Source organism: Nocardia sp. NPDC047648 (assembly GCF_040642815.1).
GTDB classification, from domain to species: Bacteria; Actinomycetota; Actinomycetes; order Mycobacteriales; family Mycobacteriaceae; genus Nocardia; species Nocardia gamkensis.
The window spans coordinates 230,649-245,971 of the sequence record NZ_JBEYSX010000002.1 but is presented as its reverse complement, the minus strand read 5'-3'; the positions used below and the strand labels follow the sequence as shown (position 1 = coordinate 245,971).

The 15,323-nt window shown below is 68.8% G+C and carries 16 protein-coding genes; 9 read left to right on the top strand and 7 right to left on the bottom strand.

Going from position 1 to position 15,323, the window contains the following annotated elements:
* Positions 1-118: 118 nt before the first annotated feature.
* Complete coding sequence (locus tag ABZ803_RS05545) at positions 119-1,258, bottom strand: alpha/beta fold hydrolase (protein ID WP_357034295.1); 1,140 nt, start codon at positions 1,256-1,258, stop codon at positions 119-121.
* A 273-nt stretch (positions 1,259-1,531) separates the two neighbouring features.
* Here ABZ803_RS05545 and ABZ803_RS05540 point away from each other — a divergent pair, with 273 nt between their 5' ends.
* From ABZ803_RS05540 to ABZ803_RS05525, 4 genes are all read left to right on the top strand, one after another.
* The gene (locus ABZ803_RS05540) at positions 1,532-2,779 is read left to right on the top strand and encodes a helix-turn-helix domain-containing protein (protein ID WP_357033326.1); all 1,248 of its coding nucleotides are present in this window, start codon (positions 1,532-1,534) and stop codon (positions 2,777-2,779) included.
* Between the two features lie 48 nt (positions 2,780-2,827).
* Positions 2,828-3,526, top strand: a complete 699-nt coding sequence (locus ABZ803_RS05535; RefSeq protein WP_357033323.1) for a hypothetical protein — start codon at positions 2,828-2,830, stop codon at positions 3,524-3,526.
* 213 nt (positions 3,527-3,739) lie between these two features.
* On the top strand, positions 3,740-4,909 hold the full coding sequence (locus ABZ803_RS05530) for a thiolase family protein (RefSeq protein ID WP_357033320.1): 1,170 nt from the start codon (positions 3,740-3,742) through the stop codon (positions 4,907-4,909).
* Positions 4,906-5,646 (top strand): SDR family oxidoreductase, encoded by a 741-nt coding sequence (locus ABZ803_RS05525; RefSeq protein ID WP_357033317.1) that lies wholly within the window; start codon positions 4,906-4,908, stop codon positions 5,644-5,646. The genes ABZ803_RS05530 and ABZ803_RS05525 overlap by 4 nt, the downstream gene beginning before the upstream one ends.
* Before the next feature lie 209 nt (positions 5,647-5,855).
* Here ABZ803_RS05525 and ABZ803_RS05520 read toward each other — a convergent pair whose 3' ends face one another.
* The 3 genes from ABZ803_RS05520 to ABZ803_RS05510 all read right to left on the bottom strand — a co-directional run bounded on the left by ABZ803_RS05520 (position 5,856) and on the right by ABZ803_RS05510 (position 8,542).
* Positions 5,856-6,185, bottom strand: coding sequence for a transglycosylase family protein (locus tag ABZ803_RS05520; protein WP_040868784.1), 330 nt, complete (start codon positions 6,183-6,185; stop codon positions 5,856-5,858).
* Positions 6,186-6,867: 682 nt separating this feature from the next.
* The gene (locus ABZ803_RS05515) at positions 6,868-7,332 is read right to left on the bottom strand and encodes a YiiD C-terminal domain-containing protein (protein WP_357033313.1); all 465 of its coding nucleotides are present in this window, start codon (positions 7,330-7,332) and stop codon (positions 6,868-6,870) included.
* Positions 7,333-7,396: 64 nt separating this feature from the next.
* A complete protein-coding gene (locus ABZ803_RS05510; RefSeq protein ID WP_062969501.1) occupies positions 7,397-8,542 on the bottom strand; it encodes an acyl-CoA dehydrogenase family protein in 1,146 nt (381 codons plus the stop codon).
* Positions 8,543-8,654: 112 nt separating this feature from the next.
* On the opposite strand from ABZ803_RS05510, the gene ABZ803_RS05505 reads away from it, so the two are divergent.
* Complete coding sequence (locus ABZ803_RS05505; protein WP_062969500.1) at positions 8,655-9,326, top strand: TetR/AcrR family transcriptional regulator; 672 nt, start codon at positions 8,655-8,657, stop codon at positions 9,324-9,326.
* Between the two features lie 27 nt (positions 9,327-9,353).
* Here ABZ803_RS05505 and ABZ803_RS05500 read toward each other — a convergent pair whose 3' ends face one another.
* Both ABZ803_RS05500 and ABZ803_RS05495 read right to left on the bottom strand, forming a co-directional pair.
* Positions 9,354-9,920, bottom strand: coding sequence for a type 1 glutamine amidotransferase domain-containing protein (locus ABZ803_RS05500; protein WP_357033309.1), 567 nt, complete (start codon positions 9,918-9,920; stop codon positions 9,354-9,356).
* Between the two features lie 59 nt (positions 9,921-9,979).
* Positions 9,980-10,639 carry a MerR family transcriptional regulator gene (locus tag ABZ803_RS05495; RefSeq protein ID WP_357033306.1) on the bottom strand — a complete coding sequence of 220 codons (660 nt, stop codon included), beginning with the start codon at positions 10,637-10,639 and terminating at the stop codon, positions 9,980-9,982.
* 110 nt (positions 10,640-10,749) lie between these two features.
* Between ABZ803_RS05495 and ABZ803_RS05490 the strand changes: the two genes are divergently transcribed.
* The 4 genes from ABZ803_RS05490 to ABZ803_RS05475 all read left to right on the top strand — a co-directional run bounded on the left by ABZ803_RS05490 (position 10,750) and on the right by ABZ803_RS05475 (position 13,784).
* Positions 10,750-11,712, top strand: a complete 963-nt coding sequence (locus ABZ803_RS05490) for a hypothetical protein (RefSeq protein ID WP_357033303.1) — start codon at positions 10,750-10,752, stop codon at positions 11,710-11,712.
* The gene (locus tag ABZ803_RS05485; RefSeq protein ID WP_357033300.1) at positions 11,709-12,155 is read left to right on the top strand and encodes an ABA4-like family protein; all 447 of its coding nucleotides are present in this window, start codon (positions 11,709-11,711) and stop codon (positions 12,153-12,155) included. The genes ABZ803_RS05490 and ABZ803_RS05485 overlap by 4 nt, the downstream gene beginning before the upstream one ends.
* Positions 12,155-12,694 carry a hypothetical protein gene (locus tag ABZ803_RS05480; protein WP_357033297.1) on the top strand — a complete coding sequence of 180 codons (540 nt, stop codon included), beginning with the start codon at positions 12,155-12,157 and terminating at the stop codon, positions 12,692-12,694. Before ABZ803_RS05485 ends, ABZ803_RS05480 begins: the two co-directional genes overlap by 1 nt.
* 139 nt (positions 12,695-12,833) lie before the next feature.
* The gene (locus ABZ803_RS05475; RefSeq protein WP_357033294.1) at positions 12,834-13,784 is read left to right on the top strand and encodes an alpha/beta hydrolase family protein; all 951 of its coding nucleotides are present in this window, start codon (positions 12,834-12,836) and stop codon (positions 13,782-13,784) included.
* Positions 13,785-13,792: 8 nt separating this feature from the next.
* Here the strand turns inward: ABZ803_RS05475 and ABZ803_RS05470 are convergent, their stop codons facing one another.
* Positions 13,793-15,259, bottom strand: a complete 1,467-nt coding sequence (locus ABZ803_RS05470; RefSeq protein WP_357033291.1) for an MFS transporter — start codon at positions 15,257-15,259, stop codon at positions 13,793-13,795.
* Positions 15,260-15,323 lie beyond the last annotated feature (64 nt).

Below are 15,323 nucleotides of genomic sequence, written 5' to 3'. Positions count from 1 at the left end.
GCCGACGACAGCGGGGTGGCCCGTATTCCACCCAACCAATGCGGCGGCCGGAAAAGAATTGGCTCGCACGCCAATCAAGCGCTCGCGAATTCTCGCGCGGGTGCAGTGACAGCGTGGCTCACAAGCTGCCGTTGCCGCCGATCATCCACGGGTTGAAGGTGCATTCCAAAGACGGGTGCGCGACCGGATCCAGCGCGTGCAGCACGATCGAGGCCGCCCGCGGGGAATACATCATCGTCAGGTGGTCGGACATATCCTGCTCGCACCCGTCTTGCAGTGTGACGTTGTCCACCGTCGCGTCCGGACCGGCCTGCAGGAATGTCCATTGATAAGGGTTGGTGACCTCGTCGTGCCGGGAGCCGATCGCCGTGTACGCGACGCCGGGCACGGTGTCGCCCTGCGCGTTCAGGCCGGCGTAGAACGACGAGCCCACCGCCTGCTGGATATTGGCGATGCCGACCAGCGGCTCGTAGAACCCGAGGATATCGACGCCCAGGTTGTTGATGATCCGGCCCAGCGTCGCCATGCCCATGAGGGAGGTGCCGTGGTGGGTGGCGCCCAAGCTCACCAGCTTGCCCACTTTGCCCTGACCGCCTTCGAATTTCAGATAATGGTTGGCGACCGTGCCACCCTGGGAATGCCCGATGATGTCGACGGCCTGCGCGCCGGTCGCGCCGAGCACACGATCGATGAAGTCCCGCAATTGCACGGCCGAATCCTCCATCCGCCCCACACCGAAGCGCCCGGGCAGGACCGGTCCGAGCCCGCCACCCTGCATCAGGCCGGATCGTCCGAAGTTGAAGGCGAACACACAGAATCCGGCGCGCGCCAGCCGCGGCGACAGGGAGGCGAAGGTGTCGTAGGCGTTCAGCCAGGTGCCGTGCAGCAACACCACCGGCCTCGGGTGTTCGGCGGACGGCGCGCAGTTCCAGCGGTTGGCGCCGGGCGGAGCCGCGTCGGGATGAGTCAGCCCGTAGCCGAAAGCGGCCAGATACGCCGACAGCTCGGGGCCTTCGCCGGACGCGTCGGATGCGACGCTGGTCGCCCATCCCGACGAACTGCCCGCGTCCACGATCGCGCGCGGCTGCCTGCCGTCCGGGGCCGGGTTCAGGCCCGCGCTGATGTAATCGGCGAGGGCCTGCTGGGTCGGTTCGATCTCCCCTTGTGCGTGCGCGATCCCGCCGCCGAGCGCGGTCGCCATTGTCACCCCCGCGATCACCGCGGCCCCGAGGATTGCCTGCCGAGCGTTGTGCATCATTGCCAACATCGAGTTCACTTCCATTCGCACCGAACGAACGCGACTCGGCGGTGCGTCGAGCACCGCCTCCGAATGTATCCCGCGCCACATTCGGAGGGAGATGTGATCGGGGCCATATTCATGAGCCGCTTTTCGAATGTAGGGCGCTCTCCGGGCCGGTGTCACTGCACCTCGAGGAGAACATTCCATCCGGAATATTGGCGCGGGAGCCAAAATTCGGGCGACCGCGCCCGTAGCCTTGCCGCCGTTTGTGTGGTCGGAAACAATCGGCCCATGTCCGTCGTGTTGTCCCCGGTGGCCGGAGACGCCCCGCTCGTCGCCCGGTTGCTGGCTCGCTGGCCCCAGATCGCCGAGCGCATGCTCGCCGCAGGTCTCGGCACCACCCCTCCGGCCGCCGACCTGCCGGAGGGTCACTTCACCGCCGAGGTGCTTCCGGCGATCTACGCCTGCGGCCGTGCGGTGCTCCAGGCGATCGGCGAACAGCGCGGCTTCACCCAGGCCGAGGTCGCGACGTTCGTCGCTCCGGTGGCCGAGCGGCACGCCGAGGACCGGCTCCCGTTGCCCGTGCTGATCGAGGCCATGCACGGGTCCGCGCAGTCGGTGCTCCACGAGGCGGCCGCGCTGGCCTCCAGCGAAGAACTCGACGAACTCGTCCTGGTCGTCAGCAGGCTGCTCGAACTGCTCATGCGGATCAACATCACCGTCGTCGAGGCCTACACCGAGGTCGAGCAGTCCATCTACAACGCCGAACGAGAGGCGCGTCGCGCGCTGTGCTCGGCGCTGCTGCACGGGTTGCCCGCCGCCGAGCTGGCGGCGCGGGCGGACACCGCACTCGCCGAGCAATACACGGTGCTCGCGATCCACATCCGCCACCACGACCAGCCGAGCACGGTCGCCACGCTCGTCGGGCGGCGGCGCATCCGGCTGCTGCACCGCGCCTTGGACGCTCTCGCGGGCACCACCACACTGGCCACTTTCGACGGCTGGACCGGAATCGCGTTGCTGCCCAGCGCTTCCGACGCCGAGCTCGACGACACCCGCTACCACCGGCTGGCCGAGGAACTGACCGAACACTTCGGGGCGCCGGTGTTCCTCGCCGAATACGCGTCCGTGCCGCGGGACGCCATCGCCCGGACCGCGAAGGAAGCCACCGACCTCGCCGAACTCGCACGGCTGCTCGGCAAGCCCGCGGGCGTCTACCGGCTCGACGACCTGCTGCTGGAATACCAGCTCACCAGACCGGGTACCGCGCGCGCACGGCTGGCCGAGCGCATCTCCCCCATTCTGGACAGTCCGCACCTGCTCGAGGCGCTCGACGCGCACCTGCGCCACGGCTCCGACCGCAAAGCCGCGGCGGCCGAGATCCACGTGCACCCCAACACCTTCAGCTATCGCTTGCGCCGCGTCGCCGAACTCACCGGCGTCGATCCCACCGATCCGCACGACTCGCGGTTACTGGCGGCCGCGCTGACGATTCAGCGCCTGTATCCCGTCCGGCCGGCCGGTGAGGGCAGGTCCTAGCCGGAAACTCGCTCGCGCCGCGCGCCGGTCGTGGCTACCGTCCGACCCATGGGAGACGAGCAGGGGTCGATCGAGGGGGGCGGCTATCTGCTGACCGGTCGATCGCTGAGCGAATACCGGGCCATGTTCGCGCTCACCGGCGACGACCTGCGTGGCGAGATCCTCGACTGTCCGGGGGGCGCCGCGAGCTTCGCCGTGGAGGCGGCCGCGCTCGGCGCGCGGGTGGTCGCGGTGGATCCGGTCTACCGGCTGCCCGCCGCGGAGCTGACCGCGCTGGCGGCCGAGGAACTCGAGCACAGCACGTCCCACACGGCAGCCGCCGCCGACCGCTACGTCTGGGATTTCTACGGGGATCCGGACGGCCATCGGCTCGTGCGGGAAGCCGCCGCGGCCCGGTTCGCCGAGGATCTGCGCGTCAACCCGGGGCGCTACCGCTTCGGCCTCCTGCCCGCGCTCGATCTTCCCGATCGCGCCTTCGACCTGGTGCTGAGTTCGCATCTGCTGTTCACCTACGCCGACCGCCTCGATTTCGACTTCCACTTGGCGGCGCTGCGGGAACTGGCGCGATCGAGCCGTGGCGAGGTCCGGGTGTTCCCACTCGTCGACCACGCGGGCGGGCCGCTGGACGACCTGCTCGATCGCCTGCGAAAGGCGTTGCACGCCGGTGGAATTCGAACGGATATCACCGAAGTGGACTACGAGTTCCAGCGCGGGGCGCGCTCGATGCTGCGATTGACCGCGACCTGACAGGGCCCGAGCACACCAGGGTCCCCGACGCACTCGCGGGCGTCGGCCGCGGCGCCGCCGTCGCAGTCCTCACCCGCGCCGGGCTCAATCCGCGTGGCCGCGTCGTCGCCGTGTTCACGATCCCACCCGAGCACCACCCGACCTGGCCCGAGAGAGCGAACCTGTGTTAACTTCACTGTGAATGGCAGTTAACTTAACTGATCGGAGAGGGCTATGAGGTCCGCCGTCATCGTCGATGTCGTCCGTACACCGTCCGGTAAGGGCAAGGCAGGCGGCGGCCTGTCGGAAGTGCATCCGGCGACCCTGCTGGCGGGCGTGCTCGCCGAACTCGTCGCCCGCAACGACCTCGATCCCGCGCTGGTGGACGACGTGGTCGGCGGATGCGTCACGCAGAGCGGGGAGCAGGCGTTCAACATCAGCAGGACCGCCGCGCTGGCCGCCGGGTTCCCGGAGTCGGTGCCCGCCACCACGGTGGACCGGCAGTGCGGGTCCAGCCAGCAGGCGGCGCACTTCGCGGCGCAGGGTGTCATCGCGGGCGCCTACGACATCGCGATCGCCTGCGGTGTGGAGTCGATGAGCCGCGCGCCGATGTTCTCCAACGGCCAGGGCAAGGACGCCAACCGCGGTCCGCTCGCGCACCGGTACCCGGAGGGCCTGATTCAGCAGGGCATCGCGGCCGAGGTGATCAGCGCCCGGTGGAAGTTCGATCGCGCCGCGCTCGACGAGTTCGCGGCCCGCTCACATCGGCTGGCGGCCGAGACCGCGGCGGCGGGCGGTTTCGACAACGAATTGGTCGCCGCGGGCACGCTGACGGCCGACGAGACCATCCGGCCCGCCACCACCGGCGAAAGTCTCGCGAAGCTGCGACCCGCCTTCGTCGACGATCAGTACACGGCGCGCTTCCCCGAGATCGAGTGGTCGATCACACCGGGCAACTCCTCGCCGCTGACCGACGGCGCCTCCGCCGCGCTGATCATGAGCGAGGAGGCGGCGGCGAAGCTCGGTTTGCGCCCGCGCGCCCGCTTCCACTCGTTCGCCGTGGTGGGCGACGATCCGCTGCTCATGCTCACGGCCGTCATCCCGGCCACGCACAAGGTGCTGGATCGCGCCGGACTGAGCATCGATGACATCGACGCCTACGAGGTGAACGAAGCGTTCGCGCCCGTGCCGCTGGTCTGGCGGCAAGAGGTGAACGCCGATCCGGACAAGCTGAACCCCCGTGGCGGCGCGATCGCCCTCGGCCACCCGCTCGGCGCCTCCGGCACCCGCATCCTGTCGACGCTGGTCAACCACCTGGAGCAGACCGGTGGTCGCTTCGGCCTGCAGACGATGTGCGAGGCGGGTGGTCTGGCCAACGCGACGATCATCGAACGCCTCGGATGAGCGCCCGCACGGCACTGGTCACCGGCGGGTCGCGCGGTATCGGCGCGGAGGTGGCGCGCCGCCTGGCGGGCGAGGGTTATCACCTGACGCTGGCCGCGCGCACGCCCGAAACCCTGGAGCAGACCGCGGCCCGCCTGCGCGAGGAGACGGGCGCCGAGGTGCACACCGTGGTCGCGCAGATGACCGACCTCGATCAGGTGCGCGCTCTGGCGCAGGCACACGAGGAACGCTTCGGTGGGATGAATGCGCTGGTCCTGAGCGCGGGCACCGGCACGGCGGGCGCCGTGGCCGACCTGCCTGCGAAGGCGTACGAGCGCATGCTAGACGTGAATTTCCGCGCGCCGCTGACCCTGATCCAGGCGGCGCTCCCGCTGCTGCGCAAGAGCGCGAGCATCGACCGCGAGCGCGGCGCGAAGATCGTCGCGCTCGCGTCGATCACCGGCGTCGCCGGGGAAGCGGGCCTCGCCGCGTACGGCGCGACAAAGTCGGCGCTCATCTCGCTGTGCGAGACGGTTTCGCTGGAGGAGTCCGGGAACGGCGTCAGTGCGACGGCGGTGTCTCCCGGTTACGTCGACACCGATATGACCGCGTGGAAGCGGGAGGTGCTCGACCGGTCCGCCATGCTCACCACCGGTGACATCGCCGAGATGGTGCTGGCGATCACCCGGTTGTCCCGCAACGCGGTGGTGCCGAACATCGTGCTGTCCCGCGCCGGTGACCAGCTGTGGCGCGCTTGAGCACTGTTACCGGACAGCGACCGAAGGGCGGGTCCGGCGCCGGAAGTAGCGCGCGAATCCGCGTTCGGTGAATTCCGAATCGGGCCGGACAATTCGACACTGAATTGCCCGGCGCGATTGTGGCGATTACGCGTAATCGCCGCTCGGCATTTACCGCCGAGAATTAGCCCGGCGCCTACCGAAACCCAGCGGTAGGCGCCGGTGGCGCATCAGAGGTAGGCGCCGCACACGGGCCAGGCGCCCGGCCCCTGGGTCGCGAGCACGTTCTCGGCGACGCGGATCTGCTCTTCGCGGCTGGCGCCGGAGGGGCTGCCGGAGCCGCCGTTGGCCTCCCAGGTGCTCTGGGTGAACTGCAGGCCGCCTGCGAAGCCGTTACCGGTGTTGGTCGACCAGTTGCCACTGCTCTCGCACTGCGCGACGGCGTCCCAGTTGTGGGCCGACGCGGTGGCGGTCGAGAGACCGAACGGCACGGCGACGAAAGCGCCGATGGCCGCGGTGAAGCCGAGAACACGAGTGGTGAATTTACGGTTATGCGACATGAGATTTCCCGCCTGCGCCCACCGGCTCGGCGAATATCGCCGCGCCCCTGTCCCCAGGAAAGGTTGTGGACACTCGAACCGCGGGACAGGGTTTCCGGCGTTCTGCGATTCGAGCTCGATCTCGGTGTTGCCCCGAGCCGTCACCGACGTTAGCGGAGATGTCGCGGCAGATCACGTTCGAATAACGTGCCGCGACGTTTGACCCCTGGTCGAGACTCCCCGTCATTCCCGCAGGTCGATCGGCGGAAAATCCGCTATATCGAACGTGCGTAATGCTTACGTTATGTGTTCGAGATCACGATTAGATCGTGAAACGAGTCGCATTTTCCCAGGTCCACGACTTGCGGTAGTAGGTCGGCAACCGTCCCGCGGGCCGCTCGGGCGGCTCCAGCGACCGACTCGTTATCTCAATATCGACCACTTTCCCCGCCTCGCGCCGATGCGACGACGGCGCGGCGCGGAAGCGATCCGTGACCTGGATACGAGACCTCCGCGCATGCGTCGCACGATCCCAGGCGCGCTCACGCCGACCTAGCTGAAACGGCGCGTACCAGGCGTTATAGCCGTGGGCCGCGGAGACGAGCGCGTCTCGCCTCCTCGGCCCCCGCCCAACGACACACCGGCGGCTCGCCACCGCGGGCACGACAGCGGCCGGAACCACTGCCGTAGGTAACGACTCGGACTACTTCCCGTGCGTCCGCAACTGGTAGAGCCCCTCGGTCTCCGCGACGACCACACCGTCGGCGTCGGTCACCACCGCACGCAATATGAAGTCGGACTTGCCGTTCGCGGCCGCCTCTTCGCCGATGCGCGCGATCTCCTCCTCCGACAGCGTCGCCTCCGCGCGCACGTCGGTCTTGGCCGGCTTGCGGAAGAAGATGCGCAGGTCCTTCACCAGCGGATAGAACGCCGAGTTGTCGAAGGTCGCGATCGCGATCGCGCCGCCGAGGATCTCGGCGACGGTGAACAGCACACCGGCGTACATCACGCCGAAGTGGTTGCCGTTGCCCTCGGCGGGCACCGAGGTCGCCGCGAAACCGCGGCGCACCTCCACCGCTTGCACGCCCATCTTGTGCGCGATCGGGATGGTGAATTCCAATGCCCCGTTGACGATGTCCTTGAACGGAGGAGTTTCGACGTCGCTCATCGCAATCGTCCCTTCACGCCGGAGGTGGCCAGCACCTCGTTGTCTCTGCCACGGCCACCTCCGATCAGAGGCTGCGGGCGATGATCTCCTTCATGATCTCGTTGGTGCCACCGTAGATCTTCTGCACCCGGCTGTCGGTCCACATCCGGGAGATCGGATATTCGGTCATGTAGCCGTAGCCGCCGTGCAGCTGGAGGCAGTCGTCGGCCACCGACATGGCGCGGTCGGTGGTCCACCACTTGGCCATCGCGACGGTCGGGATGTCCAGTTCCCCGCGCAGATGCCGCGCGATGCAGTCGTCCAGGAAGACGCGGGCCACCCGGGTCTCTGTGGCCGCCTCGGCGAGGGTGAACTTGGTGTTCTGGAACGCGAACAGCGGCTTGCCGAAGGCGTGCCGCTCCTTCGTGTAGCGCAGCGTCACCTCCAGCGCGGCCTCCATCCCGGCCACCGACCCGACGGCGATGATCAGCCGCTCCTGCGGGAGCTGCTGCATCAGCTGGACGAAGCCCTGGCCTTCCTGCGTGCCGAGCAGGTTCGACACCGGGACCCGGACGTCCTCGAAGAACAGCTCGGAGGTGTCCTGCCCCTTCTGACCGACCTTGTCCAGCACCCGGCCGCGCCGGAAGCCCGGCCGGTCGGCCTCGACCAGAACCAGCGAGATGCCGCCCGCGCCCTCGCTGGTGTCGGTCTTGGCGACCACGATGATGAGGTCGGCCTGGCTGCCGTTGGTGATGAAGGTCTTGGAGCCGTTCACCACGTACTCGTCGCCATCGCGGATCGCCTTGGTCTTCACGTTCTGCAGGTCCGACCCGGTGCCGGGCTCGGTCATGGCGATCGCGCCGACGACCTCACCGCCGGCCATCTTCGGCAGCCACTGCCGCTTCTGCTCTTCGGTGCCGTAGTGCAGCAGGTAGTGCGCGACGATGCCGCTGTGCAACGTGGCGCCCCACGAGGTGTCGAACGCCTTGGCCTGCTCTTCGATGAGCACCGCCTCGTGCGCGAAGGTGCCGCCGCCCCCGCCGTACTCCTCCGGGATCGACGCGCACAGCAGGCCGAGCGCGCCCGCCTTGGTCCAGAAGTCACGGTCGACGTGGTGCTGCTCGATGAACTTGTCGATGTTCGGCGTCAACTCCTTCGCGAAGAACGAGCGGGCGAGCTCGCGCAGGGCGTCCAGGTCGTCGTCGAGCCAGGCGGACCGGTAGGTCGTCATCGGGTGTGTCCTCGCGAAAGTCTGATACCGACAGTTACGGGTACAGTGTGTACCAATCGCCTGCCGGGTACAAGGTGTACCACTCGATCGGCCGACGGATACGCTGAGCCGCGTGGCACGACAACCCTGGGTGGACACCGCCGACGCGCGACGGTCCACCAGCAACCGGCCGGGCCGGGACGAGCGTCGCCGCGCCATCGTGCAAGCCGCGATCGCGGCGATCGAGGAGGACGGCCCGCACGCGCTCACAGGCCGGATCGCCGATCGGGCCGGACTGGCCCGCACGCACGTCTACCGGCACTTCGCCAGCAAAGAGGAACTCGACCTCGCGGTCGCCCGGCACGCGCACCGGGATCTCACCGAACGGATTCGCGCGCAGCTGGCCGTGGACGGCACACCGCTGGACATCATCCGCGCGCCTTTGGCCCAGCACGTGCGCTGGGCCGCCGAGCATCCCAATCTCTATCGCTTCCTGGTCGGACGCGACTACCGGCGCGGCCGCAACGAGCCGCGCGTCGGCGGAAGCGCTTTCGCCGCCGAGATCTCCGCGGCGGCGGCACGCTACCTGCCGGATTTCGGGGCCGACCCACTGGCCGCGGACCGGGTGGTGGTCGCACTGCTCGGCTTGGTCGACGCCTCGGTGCGCTGGTGGCTGGAGCACCACGACACCACCGAGACCGCCCTCGTCGACCGTCTGACCACAGAGTGCTGGTTGCTCATCGACAACCGCCTGCGCGACCTCGGCATCGCGATCGACCCGCGAAAACCACTGCCGGGCAACTGAACCGGCACGTCGCGCGAGATCGCCCGGTCACCGGGCGGCAGGGACCACTTCGCGCGTGATGGCGTGCACGAAATCGGGGAGATCACCGGGGTTGCGCGAGGTGAGCAGCGTCCACCCGCCCTCGGTGGAGCGCACCGCCGCTTCGTCGACCCAGTCGCCGCCCGCGTTGACGATGTCGGCACGAAGCGAGAAGTACGAGGTCAGCGTCTTACCCGCCACCAGCTCGGCGTTCACCAGCAGCCACGGGCCGTGACAGATCGCGGCGATCGGCTTGCCCGCGCCCGCGAACTCCTTGGCCAATTCGATCGCCCGGTCGGTGACCCGCAACTTGTCCGCGTTCACCGTGCCGCCGGGCACGACGAGGACGTCGAAATCGTCCACCGACACTTCGTGCAACGACGTATCCGGTCGCACGACGGCGTCTTTCTCCGTGTCGTGCTGATACGTCTGCACCTCTTCCCGCTTCGGCGCGGCATGGGTGACCCGCGCGCCGCGCTTGCGCAGTTCGTCGCGCGGCACCAACAGCTCGTCCCGCTCCACCCCCGTGTTCGAGGTGATGATCAGCACGCGCGTTCCATCCAACTGATCGGTCATTGCGACTCTCCTTTCGCCTCGGGTTGGCCCTCTTTCCGGCATGCCGCGCGAAGGCCGGGCTAAACCTCGCCTGCGGCGCGGTGCGCGTCGTCTTCCGGCGGCAACAGCGTGCTGGAGAGATGCTCCTGCGCCAGCCTGCGCAGCGCGGCGAGCAGGGTGTCGCCCAGAATCGTTCCGACGATGGCGGTTTCGGTCATCCGTTCCAGGCCGGGTTGGTTGCGGACCAGGGCGATGTCGGTGGCGGCGATGGCTTCGCCCGCGCCCGCGTAGTCGTCCATCGCGGCGACCACGTCGTCGTGGCCGAGCATGCGCAGGGCGGCGCAGACGTCCACGAGCGTGCCGCGCGCCGGGCTGTCGTCGTGGATCCGCCAACCGCGCCGGTCCAGCAGTGCCGCGACGTCCTCCGCGGCGGCCTCCCGCTGCTCGTCACCGACCTGCGACCTCCGCCCGCCCAGCGCGTACTGCACATGGCCGAGCGACTCCCGCGCCGACAGGCTGCCGCTGTCGAGCGCCGCGAGCAGTTCCTTCGCCGCTTCGATGGACACCCCGCCGACGTCCACCAGCGCCCGGATCAGCCGCAGCCTGCTGACGTGGGCATCGCTGTATTCGGCCTGATTGCGATGGGTTCGCACACCGGAGGGCAACAGTCCCTCGCGCACGTAGTACTTGATCGTCGCGGAGGGGACGCCGCTGGCGCGGCTGAGCTCGGCGATCCGCATCGGACTCCTCGGGCTGGGTCGGCTTCTTGACAGCCGATAGTACAGCTATCCATAATCGACACTGATAGTGACACTATCGATAGTTCGAGTTCCCGAAAGGTCTACGTGTCGTGACCGCCCTCTTCCAGCGTTTCCCCGCACTCTCCTGGCATCGGCCGCTGATGCTGCTCGCCGTGGCGATGGCGCTGTTGGTCGTCTGGTCGATCGGGGGGATGATCATCGACGACCGCATCCTGACCGGGTTGCCGATCTGGGCCAAATCCGCCAAGTTCGCTCTTTCGGTGCTGATCTACGCCGTGACCTGGGCCTGGTTGTTCGCCCAGCTCACTCGATGGCGGCGCATCGCCTGGTGGGCGGGCACGGTGGCGGCGCTCGGCCTGGCCGTGGAACTGATCGTCATCACCACCCAGATCGTGCGGGGGACGACCAGCCACTTCAATTTCACGACGCCGTTGAACGCGGCGCTGTGGAACGTCATGGGTTCGTCCATCGTGGTGGTCTGGACCGCCACCCTCATCGCGTCGGCGGCCTTGTTCGCCGACCCGTCGGCCGATCCGGCCCGCAATGCGGCGATCCGGTACGGCGCCGCGCTCTCGCTCGTGGGCGCCGCACTGGGGATGCTGATGGTGCGGGCAACGCCCGAGCAGCGAGCGGCGGGCGGTTCGATCAGCGGCGCCCACACCGTCGGGCTTGCCGACGGCGGCCCCGGACTGCCCCTGCTCGGCTGGAGCACAGCGGGCGGCGATCTGCGCGTCCCCCATTTTCTCGGAATGCACGCCTTGCAGGTGATTCCGCTGGCGCTGCTCGCTCTCGAGTACGGTTCGCGGCGGATCCCGGCCTTGCGCCCGGCGCAGACCAGGCGAACACTCGTCGTGACCGCCGCGGCGACCTACGCGGCGGTGCTCACGGTGCTGACCTGGCAGGCGCTGCGCGGGCAGTCGGTGGTCCATCCCGACGCGGCCACCCTGGCGGCTTTCGCCGCGACCGCTCTCGGTGCGACGGCGTGCACGGCCACCGCGCTGCGACCGAAACACATTGCGGCGCAGCGCTTCCCGGCAGGCGCGAACCGATGACGGAACTACTCTTCGACGTTACCTTCTGGTTCGCGGCACCGTTCTGGGCACTGATGATCCTCGCGCCGGCATGGCGGAGGACCGCCGCGCTCGTCGCCTCACCGCTCATCTGCCTCCCGCCCCTGATCATCTACGCGGCCCTGGTCGCACCCGAGTTCGGCGCGTTCGCAGCGGCGCTGATCCGTCCCGAGTTGTCCGGCCTGCGGGCGGTACTCGGGGAAAGTTCCGGGGCAGCGGCGGCATGGGCGCACTTCGTGGCCTTCGACCTGTTCCTCGGGCGCTGGATCTTCTCCGACAGCCGCGCCCGCGGCCTGCCATCGCTGCTGATCAGCCCGCTGCTCGTGCTCACCATCCTCTTCGCGCCGCTCGGCGTCCTGCTCTACCTGCTCATCCGATTCACCACGACCCCGGCGCCCGCCCGGACCGTCCCCACGGAGGCATGATGGAAACCCTCATCGTTCTGCTGACCACCCTGCTCGCGCTGCGCACGGCGGGGGCCCTCGGCGCTCGCCGGTTCGCCGCCTGGCCCACCTGCGCCGCCTACGCCCTCGGCGTAATGCTGATCATGACCGGCACAACGCATTTCCTGCCGGAGGCGTTCGCCGACTCCCCCGTTCCCACCCACAGCGACCTGCTCCCGATGGTGCCGCCGTTCGTCCCGTTCCCCGGCGCGATGGTGTACCTGACCGGCGTCCTGGAACTGCTCGGCGCGGCGGGCCTGTTCCGCACCCGCACCCGCCGGGCCGCGGGGCTCGGGCTCACCGCCCTGTTCATCGTGATGCTGCCCGCCAACATCTACGCGGCCGTCTCCGACATCCCGTTCAACGGCGCGCCCGCGACACCGCTGTGGGCACGTGTTCCGGAGCAGGCGCTGTACATCGGCGCGGCGCTGTGGGCGGCCGGTGTCCTGCGGTCCACCCGGCGAGGTGACCGCGACCACGGCCTTTCAGCAGAGAGCGCTCCGGAGAACACGGTGGCCTGACGGCACAGTGCCATACCGAATCCGCAATCGATTGACGCGTCATCGAAAAGGGTTGCCTTCGTGGTATTTCGACTCGCCGATCGCCGAGAGACGTTACGGCGCAATGAGTGCCGTGGCGGCGGATGGGTACACCGGAACAGTGAGTGCTTCTAGGTATTTGGGCGTGCTCGTCAGCGCGCTGGCGACCGCTGTCGCAGTGTCCGTCTTCGCCGTACAACCCGCCGCAGCGGAGGCGGCGCGCGCGCACGTGGTCGGGCAGGTTCCGCTCGGCGGGTCGGTATCGCAGATCGATGTCTATTCGCCGTCCATGGATCGGGTGGTCACCAATCGGGTGATCCGTGCGGCGGGGGGCGGTCCGGCGCCCACGCTGTATCTGCTCACCGGTATCGGCGGTGGGGTGGACGGGATCTCGTGGTGGGACGACACGGACGTGCGTGAGTTCTTCGCCGACAAGCGAGTCAACGTGGTGATGCCGGTCGGTGGCGCGTTCAGCATGTACACCGACTGGCGCGCCGACGATCCGGCGGTCGGACGAAACCGGTGGCAGACCTATCTGACACGGGAACTTCCGCCGACCCTCGACGCCGAACTCGGGACGACCGGACGCCACGCGATCGCGGGGGTGTCGATGAGCGCGGGCTCCGCGATCGACCTCGCGATCCAGGCGCCCGAGGTGTACGACGCCGTGGCGGCCTACAGCGGGTGCCCGTGGGCCGCGGACGCCGCAGGCGCGGCGATGGTCACCGCGCAGGTCATCCGTGGCGGGGGCAACCCGGGCAACATGTGGGGATCGCCGGGTGACGCGCTCTGGCGGGCACACGACGCTTTCGCCAATGCGAGTGCGCTGGCCGGAAAAACCATCTTCTTGTCTGCCGCTTCGGGCACTCCGGGCGCGATAGATCGCGGCCTGCCCTTCCCGCCGATCGAGGCGATCGCGAGTTCCTGCACGGCGGCCTTCGCCGACCGTCTCGAGGAACTCGGGCTACCGGCGATTCACGTCAATCGCTCGGAGGGCTCGCACACGTGGGGGCAATTCGAGACCGACCTGCACGACTCCTGGCCGCACCTGGCCCCCGCACTGGGCGCATAGGGTTTCTTTCAAGCCGTCGGCCCGCCGTCGAGCTTTCCGGCGTCCGAGGGCCGACGCGGACGAGAGCCGCGCGTCCGGACCGCCAGAACCAGCGCCAGACCGCAGGTGACGAGAAGCGCTGCGACGGCGAAGGTCCACTGCGTACCACGCGCCACCTGCTCCGGCGCGGCGACGGTGACATCGCTCGCGCCGACCGCGAAGGCGAAGACCGCTCCCATGACCGAGGCTCCGGTGATGAGGCCCAGGTTGCGGGATAGGTTCAGCATGCCCGACACCAGCCCGCGCTGGTGTGGTGCGACGTCGTTCATGACCATCGTGTTGTTGGCCGCCTGGAACAGCGCGTAGCCGCAGGTCGTGATCATCAGCGGCAGCACGTATCCGATGACCCCGGCGGTGGTGGGCAGCATCGCGAGCGAGGTCGTGCCGCCGATCACGGCGCCGAGCCCGACCACCATCATCGGCCCGGCGCCGAAGCGATCGGTGGCGCGCCCCGCGGGCACACCGGTGAGGGCGGACACCGCCGGACCGGCCGACATCACCAACCCGACAACGGCGGGAGCGAGATGCAGGGCACGGGCGAGATGGAAGGGGCCGACGACAAGGGTGGTCATGACGACGGTCGAGACCAAGGCGCTCGTCGCCAGACCGGCGGCGAGGACGGGGTCGCGGAACATGCCGAAGGTGAGCAGCGGGGCGTCGACCCGGTGGTCGGCCACGACGAACAGACCGAGGCACACCGCGCACGCACCGAGCAGCCCGATACCGAGCGGGCCGAACCTCCCCTCGATCGTCATGGCCGTGGCGTAGGCGCCCAGGGTGAAAGCCAGCAACAACGTGCCCACGATGTCGAAACGCGACCGCCCGGGTTTCCGCTCCGGCGCGGACACGGGCAGCGCGCGGTTCGACAGGGTGATCGTGAGCAGCCCGATCGGCACGATGACCAGGAAGATGGCGCGCCAGCCGAAGGCGGCGACGAGGACTCCGCCGAGCGAGGGCCCCAGCGCGGTGCCCACCGCCGACATCGTCCCGAGCAGACCCATGGCGCTGCCGGTGCGGTCCTTCGGGACGGTTTCGCCGACGAGGGCCATCGTCAGCGCCATCATGCACGCGGCGCCGGCTCCTTGCAGCGCCCGAGCGGCGACCAGCACGGCCAGGTTCGGGGCGAGACCACACAGCAGCGTCGCGCCGGTGAACACGCCGATGCCGACGAGCAGCAGCCGTCGTCTACCTGTGACGTCACCGAGCCTGCCCGCGCCGACGATCAGCGACGTGGTGGCCAGCAGATAGGCGATCACCACCCACTGCACCTGGTGGAAGGAAGCGCCGAACGCCACCGCCATGGCGGGCAGCGCGACATTGGCGATGCTGATGCTCAGCGACGGCAGCAGCATCGACAGCGAAAGCGCGAGCAGCGGCCGGGCCGAGGGCGCAGGGTGAACGGGCGATGTCCGCGCGGGTGGTTGCGCTGGTTTCACGACGATGACCTCTTCGATCGGGGGTGTCCCGATGGACGCTAGATCCCGCCCTCACCTGGCGGAA

What these genes read in the sequence shown, in the direction of transcription:
- ABZ803_RS05545 (WP_357034295.1), bottom strand. Translation starts at nt 1,258, where the DNA reads ATGATGCACAACGCTCGGCAGGCAATCCTCGGGGCCGCGGTGATCGCG.
- ABZ803_RS05540 (WP_357033326.1), top strand. Translation starts at nt 1,532, where the DNA reads ATGTCCGTCGTGTTGTCCCCGGTGGCCGGAGACGCCCCGCTCGTCGCC.
- ABZ803_RS05535 (WP_357033323.1), top strand. Translation starts at nt 2,828, where the DNA reads ATGGGAGACGAGCAGGGGTCGATCGAGGGGGGCGGCTATCTGCTGACC.
- ABZ803_RS05530 (WP_357033320.1), top strand. Translation starts at nt 3,740, where the DNA reads ATGAGGTCCGCCGTCATCGTCGATGTCGTCCGTACACCGTCCGGTAAG.
- ABZ803_RS05525 (WP_357033317.1), top strand. Translation starts at nt 4,906, where the DNA reads ATGAGCGCCCGCACGGCACTGGTCACCGGCGGGTCGCGCGGTATCGGC.
- ABZ803_RS05520 (WP_040868784.1), bottom strand. Translation starts at nt 6,185, where the DNA reads ATGTCGCATAACCGTAAATTCACCACTCGTGTTCTCGGCTTCACCGCG.
- ABZ803_RS05515 (WP_357033313.1), bottom strand. Translation starts at nt 7,332, where the DNA reads ATGAGCGACGTCGAAACTCCTCCGTTCAAGGACATCGTCAACGGGGCA.
- ABZ803_RS05510 (WP_062969501.1), bottom strand. Translation starts at nt 8,542, where the DNA reads ATGACGACCTACCGGTCCGCCTGGCTCGACGACGACCTGGACGCCCTG.
- ABZ803_RS05500 (WP_357033309.1), bottom strand. Translation starts at nt 9,920, where the DNA reads ATGACCGATCAGTTGGATGGAACGCGCGTGCTGATCATCACCTCGAAC.
- ABZ803_RS05495 (WP_357033306.1), bottom strand. Translation starts at nt 10,639, where the DNA reads ATGCGGATCGCCGAGCTCAGCCGCGCCAGCGGCGTCCCCTCCGCGACG.
- ABZ803_RS05485 (WP_357033300.1), top strand. Translation starts at nt 11,709, where the DNA reads ATGACGGAACTACTCTTCGACGTTACCTTCTGGTTCGCGGCACCGTTC.
- ABZ803_RS05480 (WP_357033297.1), top strand. Translation starts at nt 12,155, where the DNA reads ATGGAAACCCTCATCGTTCTGCTGACCACCCTGCTCGCGCTGCGCACG.